The 18,109-nt window shown below is 36.1% G+C and carries 15 protein-coding genes; 1 reads left to right on the forward strand and 14 read right to left on the reverse strand.

Features of this window, described 5'->3' with window-relative positions:
• Positions 1-21: 21 nt before the first annotated feature.
• From yidA to MHI00_RS09530, 10 genes are all read right to left on the reverse strand, one after another.
• Entirely contained in the window at positions 22-861 is an 840-nt protein-coding gene (yidA, locus tag MHI00_RS09485; RefSeq protein ID WP_341113090.1) for a sugar-phosphatase, read from the reverse strand.
• A 205-nt stretch (positions 862-1,066) separates the two neighbouring features.
• Positions 1,067-4,639, reverse strand: a complete 3,573-nt coding sequence (gene smc / locus MHI00_RS09490; protein WP_341113092.1) for a chromosome segregation protein SMC — start codon at positions 4,637-4,639, stop codon at positions 1,067-1,069.
• 24 nt (positions 4,640-4,663) lie between these two features.
• Positions 4,664-5,359 (reverse strand): ribonuclease III, encoded by a 696-nt coding sequence (gene rnc, locus MHI00_RS09495; protein WP_010049604.1) that lies wholly within the window; start codon positions 5,357-5,359, stop codon positions 4,664-4,666.
• 267 nt (positions 5,360-5,626) lie between these two features.
• Positions 5,627-5,869 carry an acyl carrier protein gene (gene acpP, locus MHI00_RS09500; RefSeq protein WP_010049602.1) on the reverse strand — a complete coding sequence of 81 codons (243 nt, stop codon included), beginning with the start codon at positions 5,867-5,869 and terminating at the stop codon, positions 5,627-5,629.
• A 128-nt stretch (positions 5,870-5,997) separates the two neighbouring features.
• On the reverse strand, positions 5,998-7,038 hold the full coding sequence (gene plsX, locus MHI00_RS09505; RefSeq protein WP_341113096.1) for a phosphate acyltransferase PlsX: 1,041 nt from the start codon (positions 7,036-7,038) through the stop codon (positions 5,998-6,000).
• 99 nt (positions 7,039-7,137) lie between these two features.
• Positions 7,138-9,189 (reverse strand): ATP-dependent DNA helicase RecG, encoded by a 2,052-nt coding sequence (gene recG, locus MHI00_RS09510; protein ID WP_341113098.1) that lies wholly within the window; start codon positions 9,187-9,189, stop codon positions 7,138-7,140.
• Between the two features lie 4 nt (positions 9,190-9,193).
• Entirely contained in the window at positions 9,194-10,066 is an 873-nt protein-coding gene (gene sdaAA / locus MHI00_RS09515; protein WP_010049598.1) for an L-serine ammonia-lyase, iron-sulfur-dependent, subunit alpha, read from the reverse strand.
• A gap of 200 nt (positions 10,067-10,266) precedes the next feature.
• Positions 10,267-10,932 (reverse strand): L-serine ammonia-lyase, iron-sulfur-dependent subunit beta, encoded by a 666-nt coding sequence (gene sdaAB, locus MHI00_RS09520; protein ID WP_010049597.1) that lies wholly within the window; start codon positions 10,930-10,932, stop codon positions 10,267-10,269.
• A gap of 40 nt (positions 10,933-10,972) precedes the next feature.
• The gene (locus MHI00_RS09525) at positions 10,973-12,640 is read right to left on the reverse strand and encodes a DAK2 domain-containing protein (RefSeq protein ID WP_015076205.1); all 1,668 of its coding nucleotides are present in this window, start codon (positions 12,638-12,640) and stop codon (positions 10,973-10,975) included.
• A gap of 58 nt (positions 12,641-12,698) precedes the next feature.
• Positions 12,699-13,061 carry an Asp23/Gls24 family envelope stress response protein gene (locus tag MHI00_RS09530; RefSeq protein WP_010049593.1) on the reverse strand — a complete coding sequence of 121 codons (363 nt, stop codon included), beginning with the start codon at positions 13,059-13,061 and terminating at the stop codon, positions 12,699-12,701.
• 352 nt (positions 13,062-13,413) lie between these two features.
• On the opposite strand from MHI00_RS09530, the gene rpmB reads away from it, so the two are divergent.
• Positions 13,414-13,602, forward strand: a complete 189-nt coding sequence (gene rpmB / locus MHI00_RS09535) for a 50S ribosomal protein L28 (RefSeq protein ID WP_010049592.1) — start codon at positions 13,414-13,416, stop codon at positions 13,600-13,602.
• Between the two features lie 103 nt (positions 13,603-13,705).
• On the opposite strand, the gene MHI00_RS09540 is transcribed toward rpmB, so the two are convergent.
• The 4 genes from MHI00_RS09540 to pknB form a co-directional block, all read right to left on the reverse strand.
• Positions 13,706-14,356, reverse strand: coding sequence for a thiamine diphosphokinase (locus MHI00_RS09540; protein ID WP_010049591.1), 651 nt, complete (start codon positions 14,354-14,356; stop codon positions 13,706-13,708).
• Positions 14,357-15,007 (reverse strand): ribulose-phosphate 3-epimerase, encoded by a 651-nt coding sequence (gene rpe / locus MHI00_RS09545; RefSeq protein WP_015076203.1) that lies wholly within the window; start codon positions 15,005-15,007, stop codon positions 14,357-14,359.
• A gap of 19 nt (positions 15,008-15,026) precedes the next feature.
• Positions 15,027-15,923: a ribosome small subunit-dependent GTPase A gene (gene rsgA, locus MHI00_RS09550; RefSeq protein WP_445662552.1), complete on the reverse strand. Its 897-nt coding sequence runs from the start codon at positions 15,921-15,923 to the stop codon at positions 15,027-15,029.
• Between the two features lie 161 nt (positions 15,924-16,084).
• Entirely contained in the window at positions 16,085-18,109 is a 2,025-nt protein-coding gene (gene pknB, locus MHI00_RS09555) for a Stk1 family PASTA domain-containing Ser/Thr kinase (RefSeq protein ID WP_010049588.1), read from the reverse strand.

Genomic DNA, 18,109 nt, shown 5'->3' on the forward strand with positions numbered 1-18,109 from the left:
ATATTCTATTATACCACATAATTATGCATTTGAATGACTGTTAAAAGTTTCCTCATTCAAAACAAATTTTTCAACTGCGTAGGCAACACCATTTTCATGATTACTTTTCGTCACAAATTGAGCAACCTTTTTGACTTCTTCAGTTGCATTGCCCATCGCTACGCCTAATCCGGCAAATTGAATCATCGCTAAGTCATTCTCTTCATCGCCAAGAGCCATGACTTCTTCTGGTTTGATGTCTAATAAATCACATAAAACTGCCAAACCTCGACCTTTATCCACTTCTTTGTTTAGTACTTCTAATAACACTGGACGTGATTTCATCATTGTATATTTCTCTGTAAATTCAACCGGTATTTTTGCAATTGCCTCATCTAAAATAGCAACATCCACTGCAATTACAGCTTTATTAAATTCAGCATCCTCAGGTAAGTCGGCCATTGTCGTTGGGACCATTGGCAAAGCTTTCATAATGCCTCCGTATAAAGATTCACGATTTTCAGGATACGGTGGTGCATAAACTTGAACTAAATCAATAAAGTTAAGTGGCACTTGTAATTCATTGGTTAATTGATACAATTCTTCTATTTGAGCCTTAGTTAATGTTTTTTGTGAAAGAACTTCGCCCGTCTGAGTCTTTTGAACAAGGCCACCATTATAAGTAATGCCATAATCGCCTTCTTCTTTTAAGTTTAACTCTTCTAAAAAATGAGCCATGCCTAATAATGGACGTCCAGTACAAAGTACCACTTTGACACCCTTCGCTTTTGCTTTTGTTAAGGCCTCTTTTGTTTCTGGTGTAATTTCTTTATTCTCATTAAGTAATGTTCCATCTAAATCAATCGCAATTAATTTAATCATTTTGTCTCGTTCCTCCTAGTCTAGTTGGGTCGGATCTGGTAACTATAAGCTCAACTATTCTTCTCGTATTTCCTTCTTAAGTATACGGTTTAATTCTTAAATTGTGAATACCTATTTGAAGAAAAGGCTTTACCTAGTGTAATCAATCCACTCAACGCCAAATAAAAGGCTGCATCACAATGATAGACAACCTTTTATTTCATTTTTATCCTTTAACTAATCCTTTTTCTTCCACTTCTTCTAAACGCACAGATACAATTTTCGAAATGCCTGATTCTTGCATAGTAACGCCATAGAGAACGTCTGCTTCTTCCATGGTTCCTTTTCTATGAGTAATCACAATGAACTGTGTATCCCCTTCAAATTGGCTTAAATAACGCCCAAAACGAGCAACGTTGGCTTCATCTAAAGCAGCTTCAACCTCATCTAAAATACAGAAAGGTACCGGTCGGACTTGAATGATGGAGAATAATAAAGCAATCGCTGTAAACGCGCGCTCTCCACCAGATAATAAGCTTAAATTTTGCAATTTTTTCCCTGGTGGTTGAGCGATAATATCAATTCCTGTATTCAATAAATCCTCAGGATCTGTTAAACGTAACTCAGCGTAACCTCCACCAAACATTTGTGGAAAGACAATTGAAAATTTATCCCGGATGGCAAAGAAAACCTCTGAAAAGCGTTTTTTAACTTCTTCATCCATTTCATCCATCGTTTCAAACAGACTAGCCTTCGCTGTCAATAAATCATCTCGTTGTTCTGTTAAGAAACTGTAACGTTCATTCACACGTTCAAACTCATCAATCGCCCCTAAGTTAACCGAACCTAACTCTTCAATACCACGTTTTAGTAATTTTACTTTTTGACGCGCATCTTCTAAAGAAAGCTCTAACACATGATTCACTTTGGCAAAATCAAAGCTTAAACCGTATTCCTCACTTAAATGTCCCAGTCGATTTTCAATTTCAACATCGTGACGATTCATCGCAACTTCCGCTTTAGAACGTTGTTCCAACAAGATGTGCTGTTGATTATTTTTAGCCGCAACCGTTCGATCAAATTCATCAATACGTTCTTCTAATGTGTAGCGCTCTTCTTTCATCGATAAAATAGTTTCTTCAAAGGCAGTCTTTTCGACTTCAATTTCAGCCAGTTTCTCTTCTAAATCACCTTTAGTCAATTGGTGGCTTCCATCACTATTAATCATTAGTTCTAATTGCTCAACCAAACTCGCAAGATTTTCTTTTTCAACTTGTAAAGAATCCTCTAAACGTTTTTGTTCCTTCACTAAACTTGTCACTTGTTCTTTGGCAACAGCCAGTTGAGCCGTGACTTCATGAACACGCTGATTCGCCGACGCTTGTAATTGAGTTCGTTTATCATTTTCAGAAGAAATCAAGTCGATTTGGCGATTAATATTTTCCATTTCAGTTGAAATTTCAGACATTTCAGCCGTAATCTCAGCCGTTCGTTGATGGTAATGCTCTGTCTCTTCCTTTGCTTCTTGAAACTCAAAAGTATAAGCTTTCAATTCACGAGTCAAACGTTTTTCTTTTTCCTCGTAAAGTTCAACATCATTCTTTAATTGTTGCTCTTTCAGCCGTTCTTTTTCACCAAGAACACGTAATTCTTCTAATTCGAGTTCTTGTTTTTTTACTTGTTGTTTCAAAGCACGAACATCAATTTCCTTCGCTTCTAGAGTTGATTCCATCGAACTAATTTGTTGATTTAAATTACTTAATTCATTCTTTCTAGCAAAAATACTCCCTTGGTTGCCTTTTTTACTGGCACCACCAGTCATTGAGCCACCTGCATTCATAATATCGCCTTCAAGAGTGACCACTCGATATTTAAATTGAATACTTCGAGCAATTTGATTGGCTGAAGTTAAATCACGAGCGACTATTGTCGTCCCTAATAGATTTTCAATCACTGTCGCTACTTTTTCTGGATAACGCACTAATTGACTCGCAATCCCTAGATAACCTTCATTCCCTTTGACTGTTTGGACAACATTACTTGGTAAATAACGTGGTTTAATTGTTGTTAAAGGTAAAAAAGTTGCTCGTCCTAAACGTTTCTGTTTTAAATAAGTAATTCCTTTACGGCCACTTTCCTCATCTTCTACAACCACATTTTGACTTGCTGCTCCTAAGGCAATATCAATAGCAACTTCTGTTTCTTTTGGTACATCAATTAATTCAGCTACTGCACCAACAACGCCACCTATTTCACGTTTGCGTTTTAAAATTTCTTTTACCCCTTGATAAAACCCAGCGTAATCTTCATTTAAATCTGCTAAACTATCTCTTTTAGCTTTAGCTTGCTGCATCAAACGTAAGGCTTCGTACATTTTTTGTTCATTGGTTTCTAAATCATAACGATTTTTTTGCAAATCAGCTTGAATCTCTTGATGACCTAACAGTTTTGTTGCTAGGTTTTTTTGAACGGTACTTAAATCTAGTTGTTTTTCTTGAACTTTGGCTTTAGCCAATGCACTATCGCTTTCCAACGCCCGAACAGTCGCATCTGACTTCATATTTTTTTGTGATGCTTGTAAAAATGTTTTTTCTAAATATCCTTGTTCATTTCGTAAAGTTGTCTGTTTTTGCATCAAATCAACATAGTCATCGCGTAAACTTTCAACTGTAACCGAACTATTTTGATTAAACATTTTTTGCTCTTTTTCAGCTGCTGCTAAAGTTCCACGCAGTTCTCTTTCATGAGCTTGTTTTTCCGTTAAATCTTTTGTTAAATCAGCTAATTGCTGGTCCAGTTCTTGGATTTTAACTTCTAACTTAGCTTTAGATTGTTCAAACTGTTCACGATTTTCTTTGGTATTTTTACTCCGCTCAGATAAGACTTTTTTCTGGGCTTCCGTTTGTTCGTATGTTTTAACTAATTCAACTAAGCGAGCCTGACTTTCATCCAGTTGAGCATCCATTTTTTGACGTTTTTCCCGCAAGTCTGCTACAGTAGTTTCAGCCGTTTGTAGCTCTTGGCGTGCTTCGCTAATTTCTGTCGCTAAAGTTTCTGCTTGATTTTTATTTGCTAACCATTTTTCTTTTAACATCTCAACTTCAACAACGGTTAAAGCAATTTCCACTTCACTTAACTGTTCTTTTTGCATCACATAATCTTTGGCAATACTACTTTGTTCCCTTAATGGTTCAATTTGATCTTCCAATTCATACACGATATCTTGAACACGATTTAAATTATCCTCTGTTTCAAATAACTTCTGCTCCGCTTTCTTTTTACGGGTTTTGTATTTTAAGACGCCTGCTGCTTCTTCAAAAATTGAACGACGATCCTCTGGTTTGCTGTTAAAAATAGCTTCAACTTTCCCTTGTGAAATAATTGAAAAAGATTCTTTACCTAAACCTGAATCCATAAACAAATCGACAATATCTTTTAAACGACAAGACTGCTTATTCAGATAAAACTCACTATCCCCATTACGGTGCAATCGTCTTGTGATACTAATTTCGCTAAAATCTAATGGTAAAAAATGATCTTCATTTTCTAAAACTAATGTAACTTCGGCAAGATTTAATTGTTTTCTAGATTCTGATCCTGCAAAAATCACATCGTTCATTCGACCACCACGCAAACTTTTTGCAGACTGCTCGCCTAAAACCCAACGAATAGCTTCAGTAATATTACTTTTCCCACTACCATTAGGTCCCACAACAGCAGTGACTCCATTAACAAATTCAATTGTTGTCTTATCTGCAAAAGATTTAAATCCAGCAATTTCAATTTTCTTTAAATACACTGTGGACGTGGCTCCTTTCTACTCTTACTTTGTTTTAATAATAAATAACGCATTTTCAGCCGCTGCTTGTTCTGCTGCTTTCTTAGTCTTACCTTGACCTTTACCTAAGACTTTCCCCTCAGCACTAACCTCAACAATAAATTCTTTCTCATGGGCAGGGCCAACTTCATCAAGTAAATTATATTCAATGACTATTTCGCCATTTTGTTGGAGCCATTCTTGTAAATTTGTTTTGTGATCCATCACATGTGAGAAAGCACCGGTTGCAATTTTAGGAAAGATGGTTTGGCGTAGAAAATCTAAAACTGCCTCTATTCCTTGATCCAAATATAATGCACCAATAAAAGATTCAAATAAATCACATAACAATGCTGGACGATTCCGTCCATTCATTCGTTCTTCTCCACGACCTAAGCGAATATACGTATCAAAACCATATTCCTTAGCAAATTGGCTTAAACTAGCTTCACAAACAATTGTTGCACGTAATCTAGTTAATTTGCCTTCTGGTAGATCTGGATAATGATCGAATAAATAACGAGAAACGGTCAATTCTAATACTGCGTCTCCTAAAAATTCAATTCGCTCATTATCTTGAATGTGACAATCCCTGTGCTCATTCACATATGATGAATGGGTAAATGCTTCTTCTAAATACGATAAATTTCGAAAGGTAATTCCAAATTTATCTTTTAATTCTTTTAAAAATAGTTCGTTCATTATGTCGCTCCTTTCAATCAGTCATTCAGACTTCTCCTATTATACTCGCTTTTAGCTAAAAAATAAAATTTTTCACTAAAAAAGACTCCATACTTAACAAACACTGCTACTAAAACAAATCCTAAGTGTAGTTATTATGTATTTATTAAAACCTTAATCTTGTCTATTATATCACGTTCCTATTCTTTCCTCTATCCTATTTAGAACAAAAAACAGATAGCTAGAATCAACTAAGACTCTGCTATCTGATCGTTTCTTTTTTATTAATTAGTTAAGATGAGCATCAATATATTTGACTGCATCGCCAACTGTTGTAATTTGTTCTGCATCTTCATCAGAGATTTCAGTACCAAAAACATCTTCTAACTCCATTACAAGTTCAACGATGTCTAAAGAATCAGCTCCTAAATCATCTTTAAAAGTTAATTCAGTTGTAACTTTATCTTCATCCACACCAAAACGTTCAACAATAATTTTAGCTACTTTATCAAAAGTTTCATTTTGAGACAACTTCTACACCTCCGCGAGTTCATTTTAAAATACAGTTATTAAAATTGATAGTCAGTATCACAATTATTTTACTGATAAGCAGAGCATTTGTCCACCTTTTTTTCTTTTTAGTTAAAAAAAGCCAGCTTTTACTCTGTTTCTTTTTTAGATTCAACTAAAATAGCTTCTGCTTCTGCCTTTGATTCAAAATAAGTGACTAAATCATCAATAACATGAGAATTTAGCATTTCATGGATTTGACGGATTGTAAAATAGACAGATTCTTTTTCAGTTGACCCGTGGGTTTTAACAACAGGTGCTTTCACGCCAAATAATACAGCTCCACCATATCTTGAATAGTCTAATTTATCTTTCATTTCAGAAAGATTGTCTTTCAATAAAGCTCCGCCTAATTTCCCTTTAATTCCACTATCATAAACAGCATTTTTCAATAGTTTCATCATAGACATAGCCGTTCCTTCAATTGTTTTCAAGACTGCATTTCCAGTAAATCCATCTGTTACAACGACATCAGCCACACCATTTAATAGTTCACGAGCTTCAACATTGCCAATAAAATTAATTTCTTTTTCTGCTGCTAATAGTGCATAAGCACGTTTAGTTACATCGTTCCCTTTGTTCTCTTCAGTTCCATTATTCAATAAACCGACAGATGGGTTTTCTACACCACGAACAAATTTCGCATAGTAACTAGCTAAAATCGCATACTGAAGAATATTTTCTGGTTTTGTATCGGCATTTGCTCCAACGTCCATTAAGTTAAACACTTGATCTGCTCCTGTAACAACGGGTAACGTCGGCATCAAACCTGGACGGTCGATTCCTTTAATACGTCCAATAATTAATAAACCTGCTGTTAATAAAGCCCCTGTATTTCCTGCTGAAAAGAGAGCATCCGCTTCTTTATTTTTAACTGCCTGAGCGGCTAAAATCATAGAAGCATTTTTTTTACGTCTAACTGCTCTAACTGGATCATCATCACTATTAATTTTTTCATCTGTATGGACAATTTTAATATTCGTTTCATCTGTTAGATACGTACGAATCGCGTCTTCTTTACCAAATAAAATAAATTCTACATCGTGAAATTCTTTGGCTGCCATCATGACACCTTCAACGATTGCTTGAGGAGCGTTATCGCCACCCATTGCGTCTACTGCAATTCTCACTTTTTTTGCCTCCTAATCTCTCACTTACTCTTCTATTATCGCATATTTTCAAATGATGTGAAACCTAAAAAATGCAAATCAAGGTTTCGCTACTCTCTGTTAGTCAAAATCTAATGCGCTCATATTTTCTAAACCAACTTCACGTCGCAAAGCAGCATAGTTAGGATTATCAAAGAAGTCAGTTTGATTAATTAAAGCAGCGGCCTCTTTTCTAGCAGCTTCTAATGCTCCAAAATCTCCCACTATATCGCCGACTTTAAAATCAGGTAAACCCGATTGTTTGTTCCCAAATAAATCACCTGGTCCACGCAATTCTAAATCTTTTTCACTTAAAACAAAACCATCTGTTGTTTCTGTCATAATTTTCATCCGCTCAATCCCAGTGTCATTTTTAGGATTAGCAACTAAGATACAATAAGATTCTTTCGATCCTCGTCCAACACGTCCACGTAATTGATGGAGTTGAGAGAGTCCAAAGCGATCCGCATCATAAATGACCATCGTTGTTGCATTTGGTACATTTACCCCTACTTCAATGACGGTTGTCGAAACAAGAACTTGTATCTCATTATTTTTAAACGATTCCATAATCGCATCTTTTTCTGCAGCCTTCATCTTACCGTGAAGCAACCCGACAGTAAAATTTTTCGGGCCATAATAAAGGCACAATTTTTCGTAAATATCCGTAGCATTTTTTACATCAAGACTTTCTGATTCTTCAATTAATGGACAAATCACATAAGCTTGAGAACCTTTATGAAGTTGGGTTTCAATGAAGGATAAGGTGTGCTCAAAGTTTTTCGGTCTCGTCCATGTTGTTTCAATTGGAATCCTGCCAGCGGGTAACTCATCAATAATAGAAACATCCATCTCACCATAAGCTGTAATCGCCAATGTCCGAGGAATCGGTGTCGCAGTCATAAATAAGACATCTGGATGCGTCCCTTTTTCACGAAGTATTTTCCGCTGATTGACTCCAAAGCGATGTTGCTCGTCTGTAATCACTAAACCTAATTTAGCAAAATGGACATCTTCTTGAATCAAAGCATGGGTTCCAATAATAACATCAAGCTCACCTGAAGCTAGTTGCTCTAAAATTTCTCGTCGTTCCTTAGTTTTTGTCGCCCCAGTTAAAAGCGCGACTTTCACCTCTAGAGGATCAAATAGTTGATCTAAACTTTCCATGTGCTGCTCTGCTAAAATACCGGTTGGCACCATTAAAGCCCCTTGGAATCCAGCATTGACTGTTGCAAATAAAGCAATAGCTGCGACAATCGTCTTTCCACTCCCCACATCACCTTGTAATAAGCGATGCATATGTAAAGACTGTCGCAAATCACTACAAATTTCATTGACTACACGCTTTTGAGCCTTGGTTAATTCAAAGGGCAGACTTTGAATAAAACGTCTTAAATCAGCAACCTCATATAAAATCGCTGTCCCTCGACCACTAGCTTTTTCTTGCTTTCGTAAGACTTGCATTTTCATTTGGAAAACTAAGAATTCCTCAAAAACAACTTCTCGTCTCGCCTGAATTGTTTGCTCTTCCGCTGTTGGGAAATGCATCGCATAAATAGCTTCTCGATGACTAATTAAACGATATTTCTCTCTCAAATAGTTTGGAATAATATCTGGAATAACATCTTGATAGCGTTCGTAAGCCTGTTCAACTAATTGAAAAATTGTTTTTTGTTTTATCCCTTTATTTCCATTATAGATGGACTCAAAGTTACTGGCTTCCTGCTCTGTTGCAACACCTAGTATTTTAATTCCAGTTAGGCTTTTCCGCTTGCCATCCCATTTTCCAAAAACGGCAAGCTCCTCTCCAGCAACTATTTTATTTTTCAAATAGGGCTGATTAAAAAAAGAAACCGCAATAACAGCGTGGTCAATCACTAAACGGAATACTAGACGATTTTTTTTCGGTCCAAAACGTGTCAATACAGCCTCGGAAACCACATCACCTTTTAATGTAACTTTTTCTTGGTCTTCAATCTCCGTCAAATCCTTGACTTGAATATCTTCATAACGAAACGGATAGTGAGACAAGATATCTAAAATTGTATAAATGCCTAATTGATGTAACGCTTCTAATCGTTTTGGTCCGACTTGCGGTAAAAGCTCAATTGGATCATAAATTGATTTTCCCATTTATCTATACAGATTGACCAAAGATACGCATTTTAATTTCACGTCCTGTTGGCGTATCTGCCAACCCTCCTTCTGCCGTTTCTTTAAAGATGCTAGGCATTTGTCTGCCAACTTTATACATTGCCTCAATGACTTCATCAGTTGGAATGACACTGGTGATTCCAGCTAAAGCCATATCCGCCGATATCATAGCTTGAGAAGCACCTAATGCATTTCGTTTTACACAGGGAACTTCAACTAAACCGGCAACAGGGTCACAAATAAGCCCCATCATATTTTTTAATACCATCGCAATCGCTGCGCTACACATTTCTGGAGTTCCTCCTGCAGCATCCACAAGAGCTGCACTGGCAATCGCACTGGCACTACCAATTTCAGCCTGACAGCCACCTTCTGCCCCACTAATAGAAGCATTATTCGCAATTACTAAACCAAATGCACCCGCTACAAATAAAAAACGCACCATTGCATCACGATCTAAATCTAAACGATCTTTAGCCGCAAACAAGACTCCAGGTACAACTCCAGCACTACCAGCAGTTGGTGTCGCACAAATTAACCCCATTGCCGCATTCACTTCATTCGTAGCAATCGCATTTTGAACGGCAATTAAAATCGTTTCTCCACTTAAAAAATTCCCCTTGGCTAAGTAAGCTTCTAATTTAGTCGCATCTCCACCTGTTAAACCAGTAGCCGAGGTAACCCCAGCAGTGCCTTTTTTAGCAGCATTTTCCATGACACTTAGTTGTTGTTCCATTTTTTTGATGACTTCGTGGCGTGGCATTCTTGTTGTTTGACATTCTAATTGAATCATCACCTCAGCAATACTTCCAACTTGATTCGCTTCTGTAACTAATTCACTGACTGATTGAAACATCTTTCATTTCTCCTTTATGATAAAACGAACGTATCCGTTGTCTATTTACTTTTTGATTTCTTTAGAGAAATTATATCTTCTTTTCCAAAATTATCCTAGTCTAGTTGTCTAAATTCAAGACTTTCTTTTCAAACTCTCATTCTTTATGAGTATAGCTAAAAAGCGAAACAAAATTAGACTTTGCTCCGCTTTCTATCTGCTTATTTAAAGAAACTAGCCTGCTTAATATGCTCAACTTGTTTTAATTCAGCTAAGGTTTCTCCAACTTCATATTGGTCTACCTCAATCATCATGATTGCTTGTTGCCCTTTTGATTCTCTAGAAACTGTCATAGTTCCAATATTAATTGCCTTTTCAGCTAAAATATTTGAAACTTGAGCAATCATTCCAGGAACATCTTGATGCACAATTAAAAAGGTTGGTTGGTTTTCTTCCAATTGAATTTTGAACCCATTAACTTCCGAAATTTGAATTTTTCCTCCTCCAATTGAAATACCAACAACAGACAAAGATTTTTCTGGAGTTGATACGACCAATTTGACAGAGTTTGGATGTTCAGCTTTCTCGTTTGTGGGAATGAAATTGATTTCAATGCCTAATTCTTTGGCAATCTCAATGGAATCCGCTAACCGTTCATCTGCTGGATCCATCCCTAAAAGTCCACCAACTAAAGCTATATCAGTGCCGTGACCTCGATAGGTTTTTGCAAAAGATTCATACAAAAAAATGTCAACTTTAGCTGGTGTGGCACCAAATATTTTCTGAACGACTTTTCCAATTCTGGCTGCTCCAGCAGTATGAGAACTGCTAGGACCAACCATTACTGGACCAATAATATCAAAAACACTGTGATAACGTTGTGCCATTTATTTTCCTACTTTCTAAAAACCATTTACGCCTTAGACTTTACTCAACAGATAAGATATATGGGTAAACGGGTTGATTGCCTTCATGAATTTCAACTTCAACATCTTCAAATTCAGCTTCAATCGTTTCTGCAACTTCTTTAGCTTCATTCATGTCTCCATCTTCACCAAGAATAATGGTTACAATTTCACTATCCTCAGAAATCATCGCTTGTAAAGTTTCAACTGCAACCTGTTTGCGACTTGTTTCTGAGAATTTAATTTTGCCTTCAATAATTCCCATGTAGTCATCTTTTTTAATCGTCACACCATCAATTGCTGTGTCTCGAACTGCAATTGTAACTTGTCCACTAACAACATTATCTAATTCAGCTGTCATTTCTGCTTTGTTTGTTTCCAAATCATTGCTACTATTAAAGGCTAACATCGCTGTCATCCCTTGAGAAATAGTTTTACTTGGCACCACAACAACTGGAGTATCACTAACTTCTGCTGCTTGATCTGCAGCCATGAAGATATTTTTATTATTTGGTAAAATAATTACTTTTTCTGCATGAACTTCAGCAACTGCTTTTAAAATATCTTCTGTGCTAGGGTTCATTGTTTGTCCACCACTAATAACATAGTGAGCACCTAAACTCTTAAATAGTTCTTGAACACCTTCACCAGCAGCAATCGCAATAATACCATAAGGGATTTTCTCAACTGGCTTCGCTTCTTTTTCATGGTCTAAAATAGTTTCATGTTGAAGACGCATATTATCCACTTTAATTTTCATTAATGAACCAAATTTTTGGCCATAATTCATTACTTCACCTGGATGCTCTGTATGAACATGAACTTTAATAATTTCATCATCAGCAACAACTAATAAAGAATCGCCAATATCATTTAAATGGTTACGGAAAGTATCGTAGTCAAATTCACTATCAACTGTTTCACCATCGCCAATATGAACCATAATTTCAGTACAATAGCCATATTTAATATCTTCAGTTGCAATATGATTTGAAACGCTGCGATGATGTTCTGCATTGACCATTTCTGTCATTTGCTTTTCATTTGGCTGTTGATAATCTTCTTCAACAATATTTCCAGATAACGCTTCTAAAAAGCCTTCATAGACAAATAAAAGTCCTTGCCCACCACTATCTACAACGCCAACTTCCTTAAGTACAGGGAGCAAATCAGGTGTTTTAGCTAATGACTTTTTAGCGCCTCGAACAACAGCTTCCATTACTACAACTAAATCATCTGTATCTTTAGCTTTCTTCTCACCAGCTTTAGCAGATTCACGAGCAACGGTTAAAATAGTTCCTTCAACAGGTTTCATAACCGCTTTATAAGCCGTTTCAACTCCACTTGTAAAAGCTGCAGCAAATTCTTTTGCTGTTAATGTTTCCTTGCCTACTATTGATTTAGAAAATCCTCTAAATAATTGCGACAAAATAACACCAGAATTCCCACGTGCTCCCATTAATAAACCTTTAGATAGAGCATTAGCTAATTCTCCTACGCTATCTGATGTTGAAGAATTTACTGCTTTTGCTCCACTTGTCATAGATAAGTTCATATTTGTTCCAGTATCGCCGTCTGGCACTGGGAATACATTTAATGAATTGACAAACTCAGCATTTTTAGTTAAACGTTTGGCACCAATTGCCACCATTGCCTGAAATTGGTTACCTTCTAATTTTGTTACTTCCACCGATATTTTCCTCCTTGGTCACTCTATTTAGCTGAGTGACAATGACTATTGTTTTTAATTAGTCTTGCATGACGCGAACGCCTTGAACATATACATTAACAGTATTTGCAGAAACGCCTAACATTGTTTCCAAATTGTATTTTACTTTTTCTTGCACGTTACGGCAAACTTCAGAAATTTTTGTTCCATAGCTAACAATAATAAAAACATCAACAGCTACGCCATTTTCTTCTTGTCTTACAACTGCCCCCCGTGAATAGTTTTCTTTTTTTAGTATATCGTTTAAATTATCACGAATTTGGTTTTTACTTGCCATTCCTACAATACCGTAAATATCTGTTGCTGCGCCACCAACAACGGTTGCAATGACGTCATTTGTAATATCGATTGTTCCAAATTGTGTTTTGATTTTAACTGCCATGTTAAAAATCCTCCTTTTGACTCATAGGCCATAAATTACTATTCTATATTTTATCATAGCTATCTGGTTTTTAAAAGGATAATCGCCGAAACAACTCGATACTCTTATCTTTTTGTCATTTTACTTCAAACTATGTAAATAGAAAAAGATTATTTCCAATCCATTATTTATCTGTTTTCTTCTATTATTATAATCTCTATCTTAATCTGGCTACTTCTAGAGAATGCAAAAAAAGCTGTCAAGTAAAAATACTTGAAAGAAAACTATTGCAAAGTTACGCTAATTATGATAAATTATTGAAGTATGAGTATTGAAGCTTTGCTTCGAGATATCGGCAAAGGAGGAAAGAATAATGGCAAAAGAATGTGTAATTACTGGCCGTAAGAGTAAAAGTGGAAACCGTCGCTCTCACGCAATGAACGCTAACAAACGTACTTGGAAAGCTAACTTACAAAAAGTTCGTATTTTAGTTGACGGCAAACCTAAAAAAGTTTGGGTTTCTGCTCGCGCACTTAAATCAGGTAAAGTTGAACGTGTTTAATCTAAATAAATGAGGAACCTGGTCTTTTATAAACTAGGTTCTTTTTTTATTAAAAAAGAGTTCACTCTAAGTATTTTCATACTTAAAGTGAACTCTTTTTAGTTTAATCAGTACTTTGAATGACAGCGATCACACCACTAGTAAAAGAAAAATGCCCCGTTTCACCAATAAATTCATTACTTGCTAACGAGGTTGGATAAAGGAAGTCAGCTTCGTCTAATCTATATTTTTGATCAACTAACGAAAGCTTTGTGACAGGCGTTAAACAAACAAAAGCTAAATAGCGCTTATCAGCTTCTTTTATTAACTCATAACTGCCTGGTAAATAAAATGATAGACTGTTCTGGCAATCGACCATTTTTATTTTAGCTGCATGTTTAATAAACCTTGGTTGAAGCACCATCCATAAATTAGCTAAAAAATGATCCAGTCGACCAGCAGTCCCACCATAAATAACAACTTCATCCGCTTTTAACTCATTTAAAGCTAAAGCAACAGCCATTTCTGTATCTGTTTCATCTTTTTCTGCTGGTGAAATACGGACATCTGCAATTCGCTCTTTTAGAACAGCTAAATCAGCAGTTGAGATGGAATCAAAATCACCGACAGCCATTCGTGGAACAAGGCCTTTTTCGATTAAACGTAATGCGCCTCGATCCACACCAATCCATTTCGTTTCTTGGTTTTCCAGCTGCATAAAATCTGGAATCATGTTTTCTGGTCCACCAACTAACAAAGCTACCCGTGTAGTCATTTATTTTAACGCATCCTTCAAGTTTTGAATTTGTTCTAATGGATTTTCAGCATTATAGACATAAGAACCTGCTACAAATACATCAGCTCCTGCTAATTTACATTTTGCGGCCGTTTCTGGCACGATTCCACCATCCACTTCAATTTCATAATGGTAATTTTTAATTTCTTTTAACGCACTTAATTCAGTAATTTTCTCTAGTGTTTCTTCAATAAAACTTTGCCCACCAAAACCTGGATTTACAGTCATTACTAAAACTAGATCACACTCAGCTAAGACATACTTCACAGCTTCGACAGGTGTCCCTGGATTCAACACAACCCCTGCTTTAACACCAGCAGCTTTAATCATTTGGATAGCACGGTGAATATGAGGTGTACTTTCAACATGAACTGTAATAATATCAGCTCCTGCTTTAGCAAAATCTTCAATGTAATTCTCTGGATTTTCAATCATTAGGTGACAATCTAATGGCAATTTAGTTACTGGACGAATTGCCGAAACAATATTAGCTCCAAGAGTAATATTAGGAACAAAATGACCGTCCATAACATCAACATGAATATAGTCTGCCCCGCCACTTTCAACTAATCGAACATCTCTTTCTAAATTGGCAAAATCAGCGCTTAAAATAGATGGTGCAATTTTCATAATAAATTCCTCACTTTTTTTAGTTTTTCTTCCCATATTTAGGTTTACGATTTTCAACTTCTTCTAAGAATTGTAAATAGTGCTTATAACGGGATGCTAAAATAGTTCCCTCTTCAACGTCTTTTTTGACTTGACAACCAGGTTCTTCACGATGTTTACACCCTCTAAAACGGCACTCATGCTGTACCTCCACAAAATCTGGAAATAATTCTGGAAGTTCATCTGCTTCTACTTCTAAAAATTCAATCGAACTGAACCCTGGCGTATCAGCTACCAACCCACCATATAAAGGCAATAATTCAACATGGCGTGTCGTATGCTTACCACGACCTAAGGCATTAGAAATCACTCCAGTTTTCAAAGCTAAATCTGGTGCAATTTGATTTAATAAAGTTGACTTACCTGCCCCAGATTGTCCCATAAAAACAGTTATCTTCTCTTTAAAATAAGGAGTTAACTCTTCAATCGGTTCATGGTCCATCTCTCTCTTAGGCAAAATAACTGGATAGCCAATTTTTTCATAAGCTACTTTGATTTGTTCCATTTCTTGATACTGTTCTTGATCTAATAAATCAATCTTGGTCAGATAAATAAGGGATTTAATTTTTTTGCTTTCTAATGTAACTAAGAAACGATCTAGCAAGTTAGAAGAGAAGTTAGGTTCAACTGCTGACATCACAATCACACCTAAATCAACATTAGCAACCGTTGGGCGTACTAGTTCATTTTTACGTGGTAAAAGTTCCTTCAAGATGCCTTCATCTTGATTTCCACTTTCAAAAATAACTTCGTCCCCAACTAAAGGGGTTAAGTTTCGTTTTCTAAAATTGCCTCTTCCTCTAGTTTGATAGGTTTCACCTTCACAATAGACATAATAAAAACCACTTAACGCTTTTCTTATTTGACCTCTTGGCAAAAAATCCACTCCTTCTTAACTATTCTCTCTTCTACTGTACTTAATCAAAAGTCAGATTGCAACTATTTTCTGTTCTCTTTAACTGATTTTCTACTGAACCAATCATTCAATGACAAACCAAAGAGAGTTAGAGAAATCATTCTCTAACTCTCACCTATTCCTTAAGGTCGAACCTCTTCATTAATAATTGTTTCACCATCGCGAACTACTTTATAACGAGCGACTCCACCTTCTTTAATTTTAAAGGTTAAGTCAATCGACTCGGTAGCAAGAATTGATTTAGTTACAACTGGTGTATTAAAGTTATTTTCCTCGTCTTCAATATAAACCTCAAACTTATTAGCTACTGGTTCAGTGATTGAGCTAACTGAACTAATGCTTTCTTCAGAACTACTAGAATTTGCAGATTGATTACTACTATCTGTTGTAGAAGCCGGTTTGTTGATTGTTTTCGCTAAATATTCAAGTGTGATTTTTTTTGTAACACTTACAACTGGTATTTCTTTTGGTCCTTTTGATAATGTGACAGTAATCGAATCATTACGGAAAACTGTTTCTCCAGCTCCTGGTGTTTGTGCCATTACCAATCCAGCAGTCACTGTATCAGAATAATCCGAATTGTACGTAACTTTTAATCCTTGGGCAGAGGCAATATCATCGACATCTTTTTTACCATAATTCAACATATCTGGCATGATAAAACCTTCTTCCCCTTTACTAATTGTAAAGACGACCTGAGTTTCGCTAGGGACAACTTCTTGGCCCTTTTCGATACTTTGTTCAATAATTTGGCCTTTAGGAACGCTTGGGCTAAAGACTTCAATTGGTGTTTTCACATCATATTTCAAATTGGTTAATTTAGCTTTTACAACTTGGAAATCTTCACCAACAAAATTCCCAAATTTTTCAGTCGCTTTACCCGTACTAATAAATAAATTCACTTTTGTGTTTTCTTTGACAGTCCGATCAGTTTTAGGATCTGAACGAATAACTTGGCCTTCTTCGACTTCTGGGTTAGCTTCTTCCGTTACATCCCCCACTTTTAATTTTGCATTTATTAATTCACTTTTAGCTTCTGCTTCTGACAAACCCGTTAAATCAGGAATTTTTACATCTTTTGGACCGCTCATTGCAATCGCAAAAAAGCCAATCACAAAAAGTAAAATCACACCAATAATCGAAAATAGAATAATTTTTTTCTTTTTACTCTTTTTCTTTTGATCTTTAACCGGCTTTTGTTCATCCTCTTCTTTAACTTCTTCCGCTTCTACAGACTCTGTTTCTAATAAGTCTCCTGGGATAGGGGTTAACACTTTTGTTTCTTCCATCATACTAGCCGGTTCAAATTTAGGCTCTCCCGCCCGTTGCGGAGAAAGCGCAGTTGCTATATCTGTTGCCATTTCTTCTGCTGATTGGTAGCGATCACTAGCTTCCTTCGCGGTTGCTTTTAAGACAACATTTTCTAAAGGTTGCGGAATACGACCATCAAAATCTTTTACAGAAGGAACCGTTTCTTGAAAGTGTTTTAATGCAATCGAAACTGCAGATTCTCCTTCAAACGGTACATTTCCAGTTAGCAACTCATATAAGATAATTCCCAATGCATAAATATCAGATTGTTTCGTTGCCATACTGCCACGAGCTTGTTCAGGTGATAAATAATGAACAGAGCCTAACAAAGAGTTTGTCTGAGTAATTGACGTTTCTGATAATGCCACAGCAATTCCAAAATCTGTAATTTTTACTAGACCTGTTTCATCAATTAAAACATTCTGTGGTTTCAAATCTCGATGAATGATCCGGTTTCTATGGGCGTCTGCTACTGCAGATAGGATTTGTTCCATAATATCAATGACTTTTTGATACGGAATCGGAAAATGATTTCCAATATATTTTTTCAAATCCGTGCCCTTCACATATTCCATCACAATATACTGGAAATTATCTTCTTCACCTACATCATAAACACTGACAATGTTCGGATGAACTAGTTCAGTTGCTGACAATGCTTCTCTTTGAAAACGACGAATAATATCTTTGTCTTCTCTAAAGTCATAGCGTAATACTTTAACAGCTACATCTCGATCCAGAATTAAATCATGAGCTAAGTATACATTAGCCATTCCGCCGCCACCGACAGTTCCAATAATTTTATAGCGTCCACTTAATTTTTTTCCTATTTCCAT

The organism is Carnobacterium sp. FSL E2-0243, assembly GCF_038003605.1.
GTDB lineage: Bacteria > Bacillota > Bacilli > Lactobacillales > Carnobacteriaceae > Carnobacterium > Carnobacterium maltaromaticum.

Bases quoted from the DNA above. Each gene is read 5' to 3' on its own strand.
- yidA (WP_341113090.1), bottom strand. From the start codon at position 861: ATGATTAAATTAATTGCGATTGATTTAGATGGAACATTACTTAATGAG.
- rnc (WP_010049604.1), bottom strand. From the start codon at position 5,359: ATGAACGAACTATTTTTAAAAGAATTAAAAGATAAATTTGGAATTACC.
- recG (WP_341113098.1), bottom strand. From the start codon at position 9,189: ATGGGAAAATCAATTTATGATCCAATTGAGCTTTTACCGCAAGTCGGA.
- sdaAA (WP_010049598.1), bottom strand. From the start codon at position 10,066: ATGTTTCAATCAGTCAGTGAATTAGTTACAGAAGCGAATCAAGTTGGA.
- sdaAB (WP_010049597.1), bottom strand. From the start codon at position 10,932: ATGGCACAACGTTATCACAGTGTTTTTGATATTATTGGTCCAGTAATG.
- MHI00_RS09530 (WP_010049593.1), bottom strand. From the start codon at position 13,061: ATGGCAGTTAAAATCAAAACACAATTTGGAACAATCGATATTACAAAT.
- rpmB (WP_010049592.1), top strand. From the start codon at position 13,414: ATGGCAAAAGAATGTGTAATTACTGGCCGTAAGAGTAAAAGTGGAAAC.
- MHI00_RS09540 (WP_010049591.1), bottom strand. From the start codon at position 14,356: ATGACTACACGGGTAGCTTTGTTAGTTGGTGGACCAGAAAACATGATT.
- rpe (WP_015076203.1), bottom strand. From the start codon at position 15,007: ATGAAAATTGCACCATCTATTTTAAGCGCTGATTTTGCCAATTTAGAA.
- pknB (WP_010049588.1), bottom strand. From the start codon at position 18,109: ATGGAAATAGGAAAAAAATTAAGTGGACGCTATAAAATTATTGGAACT.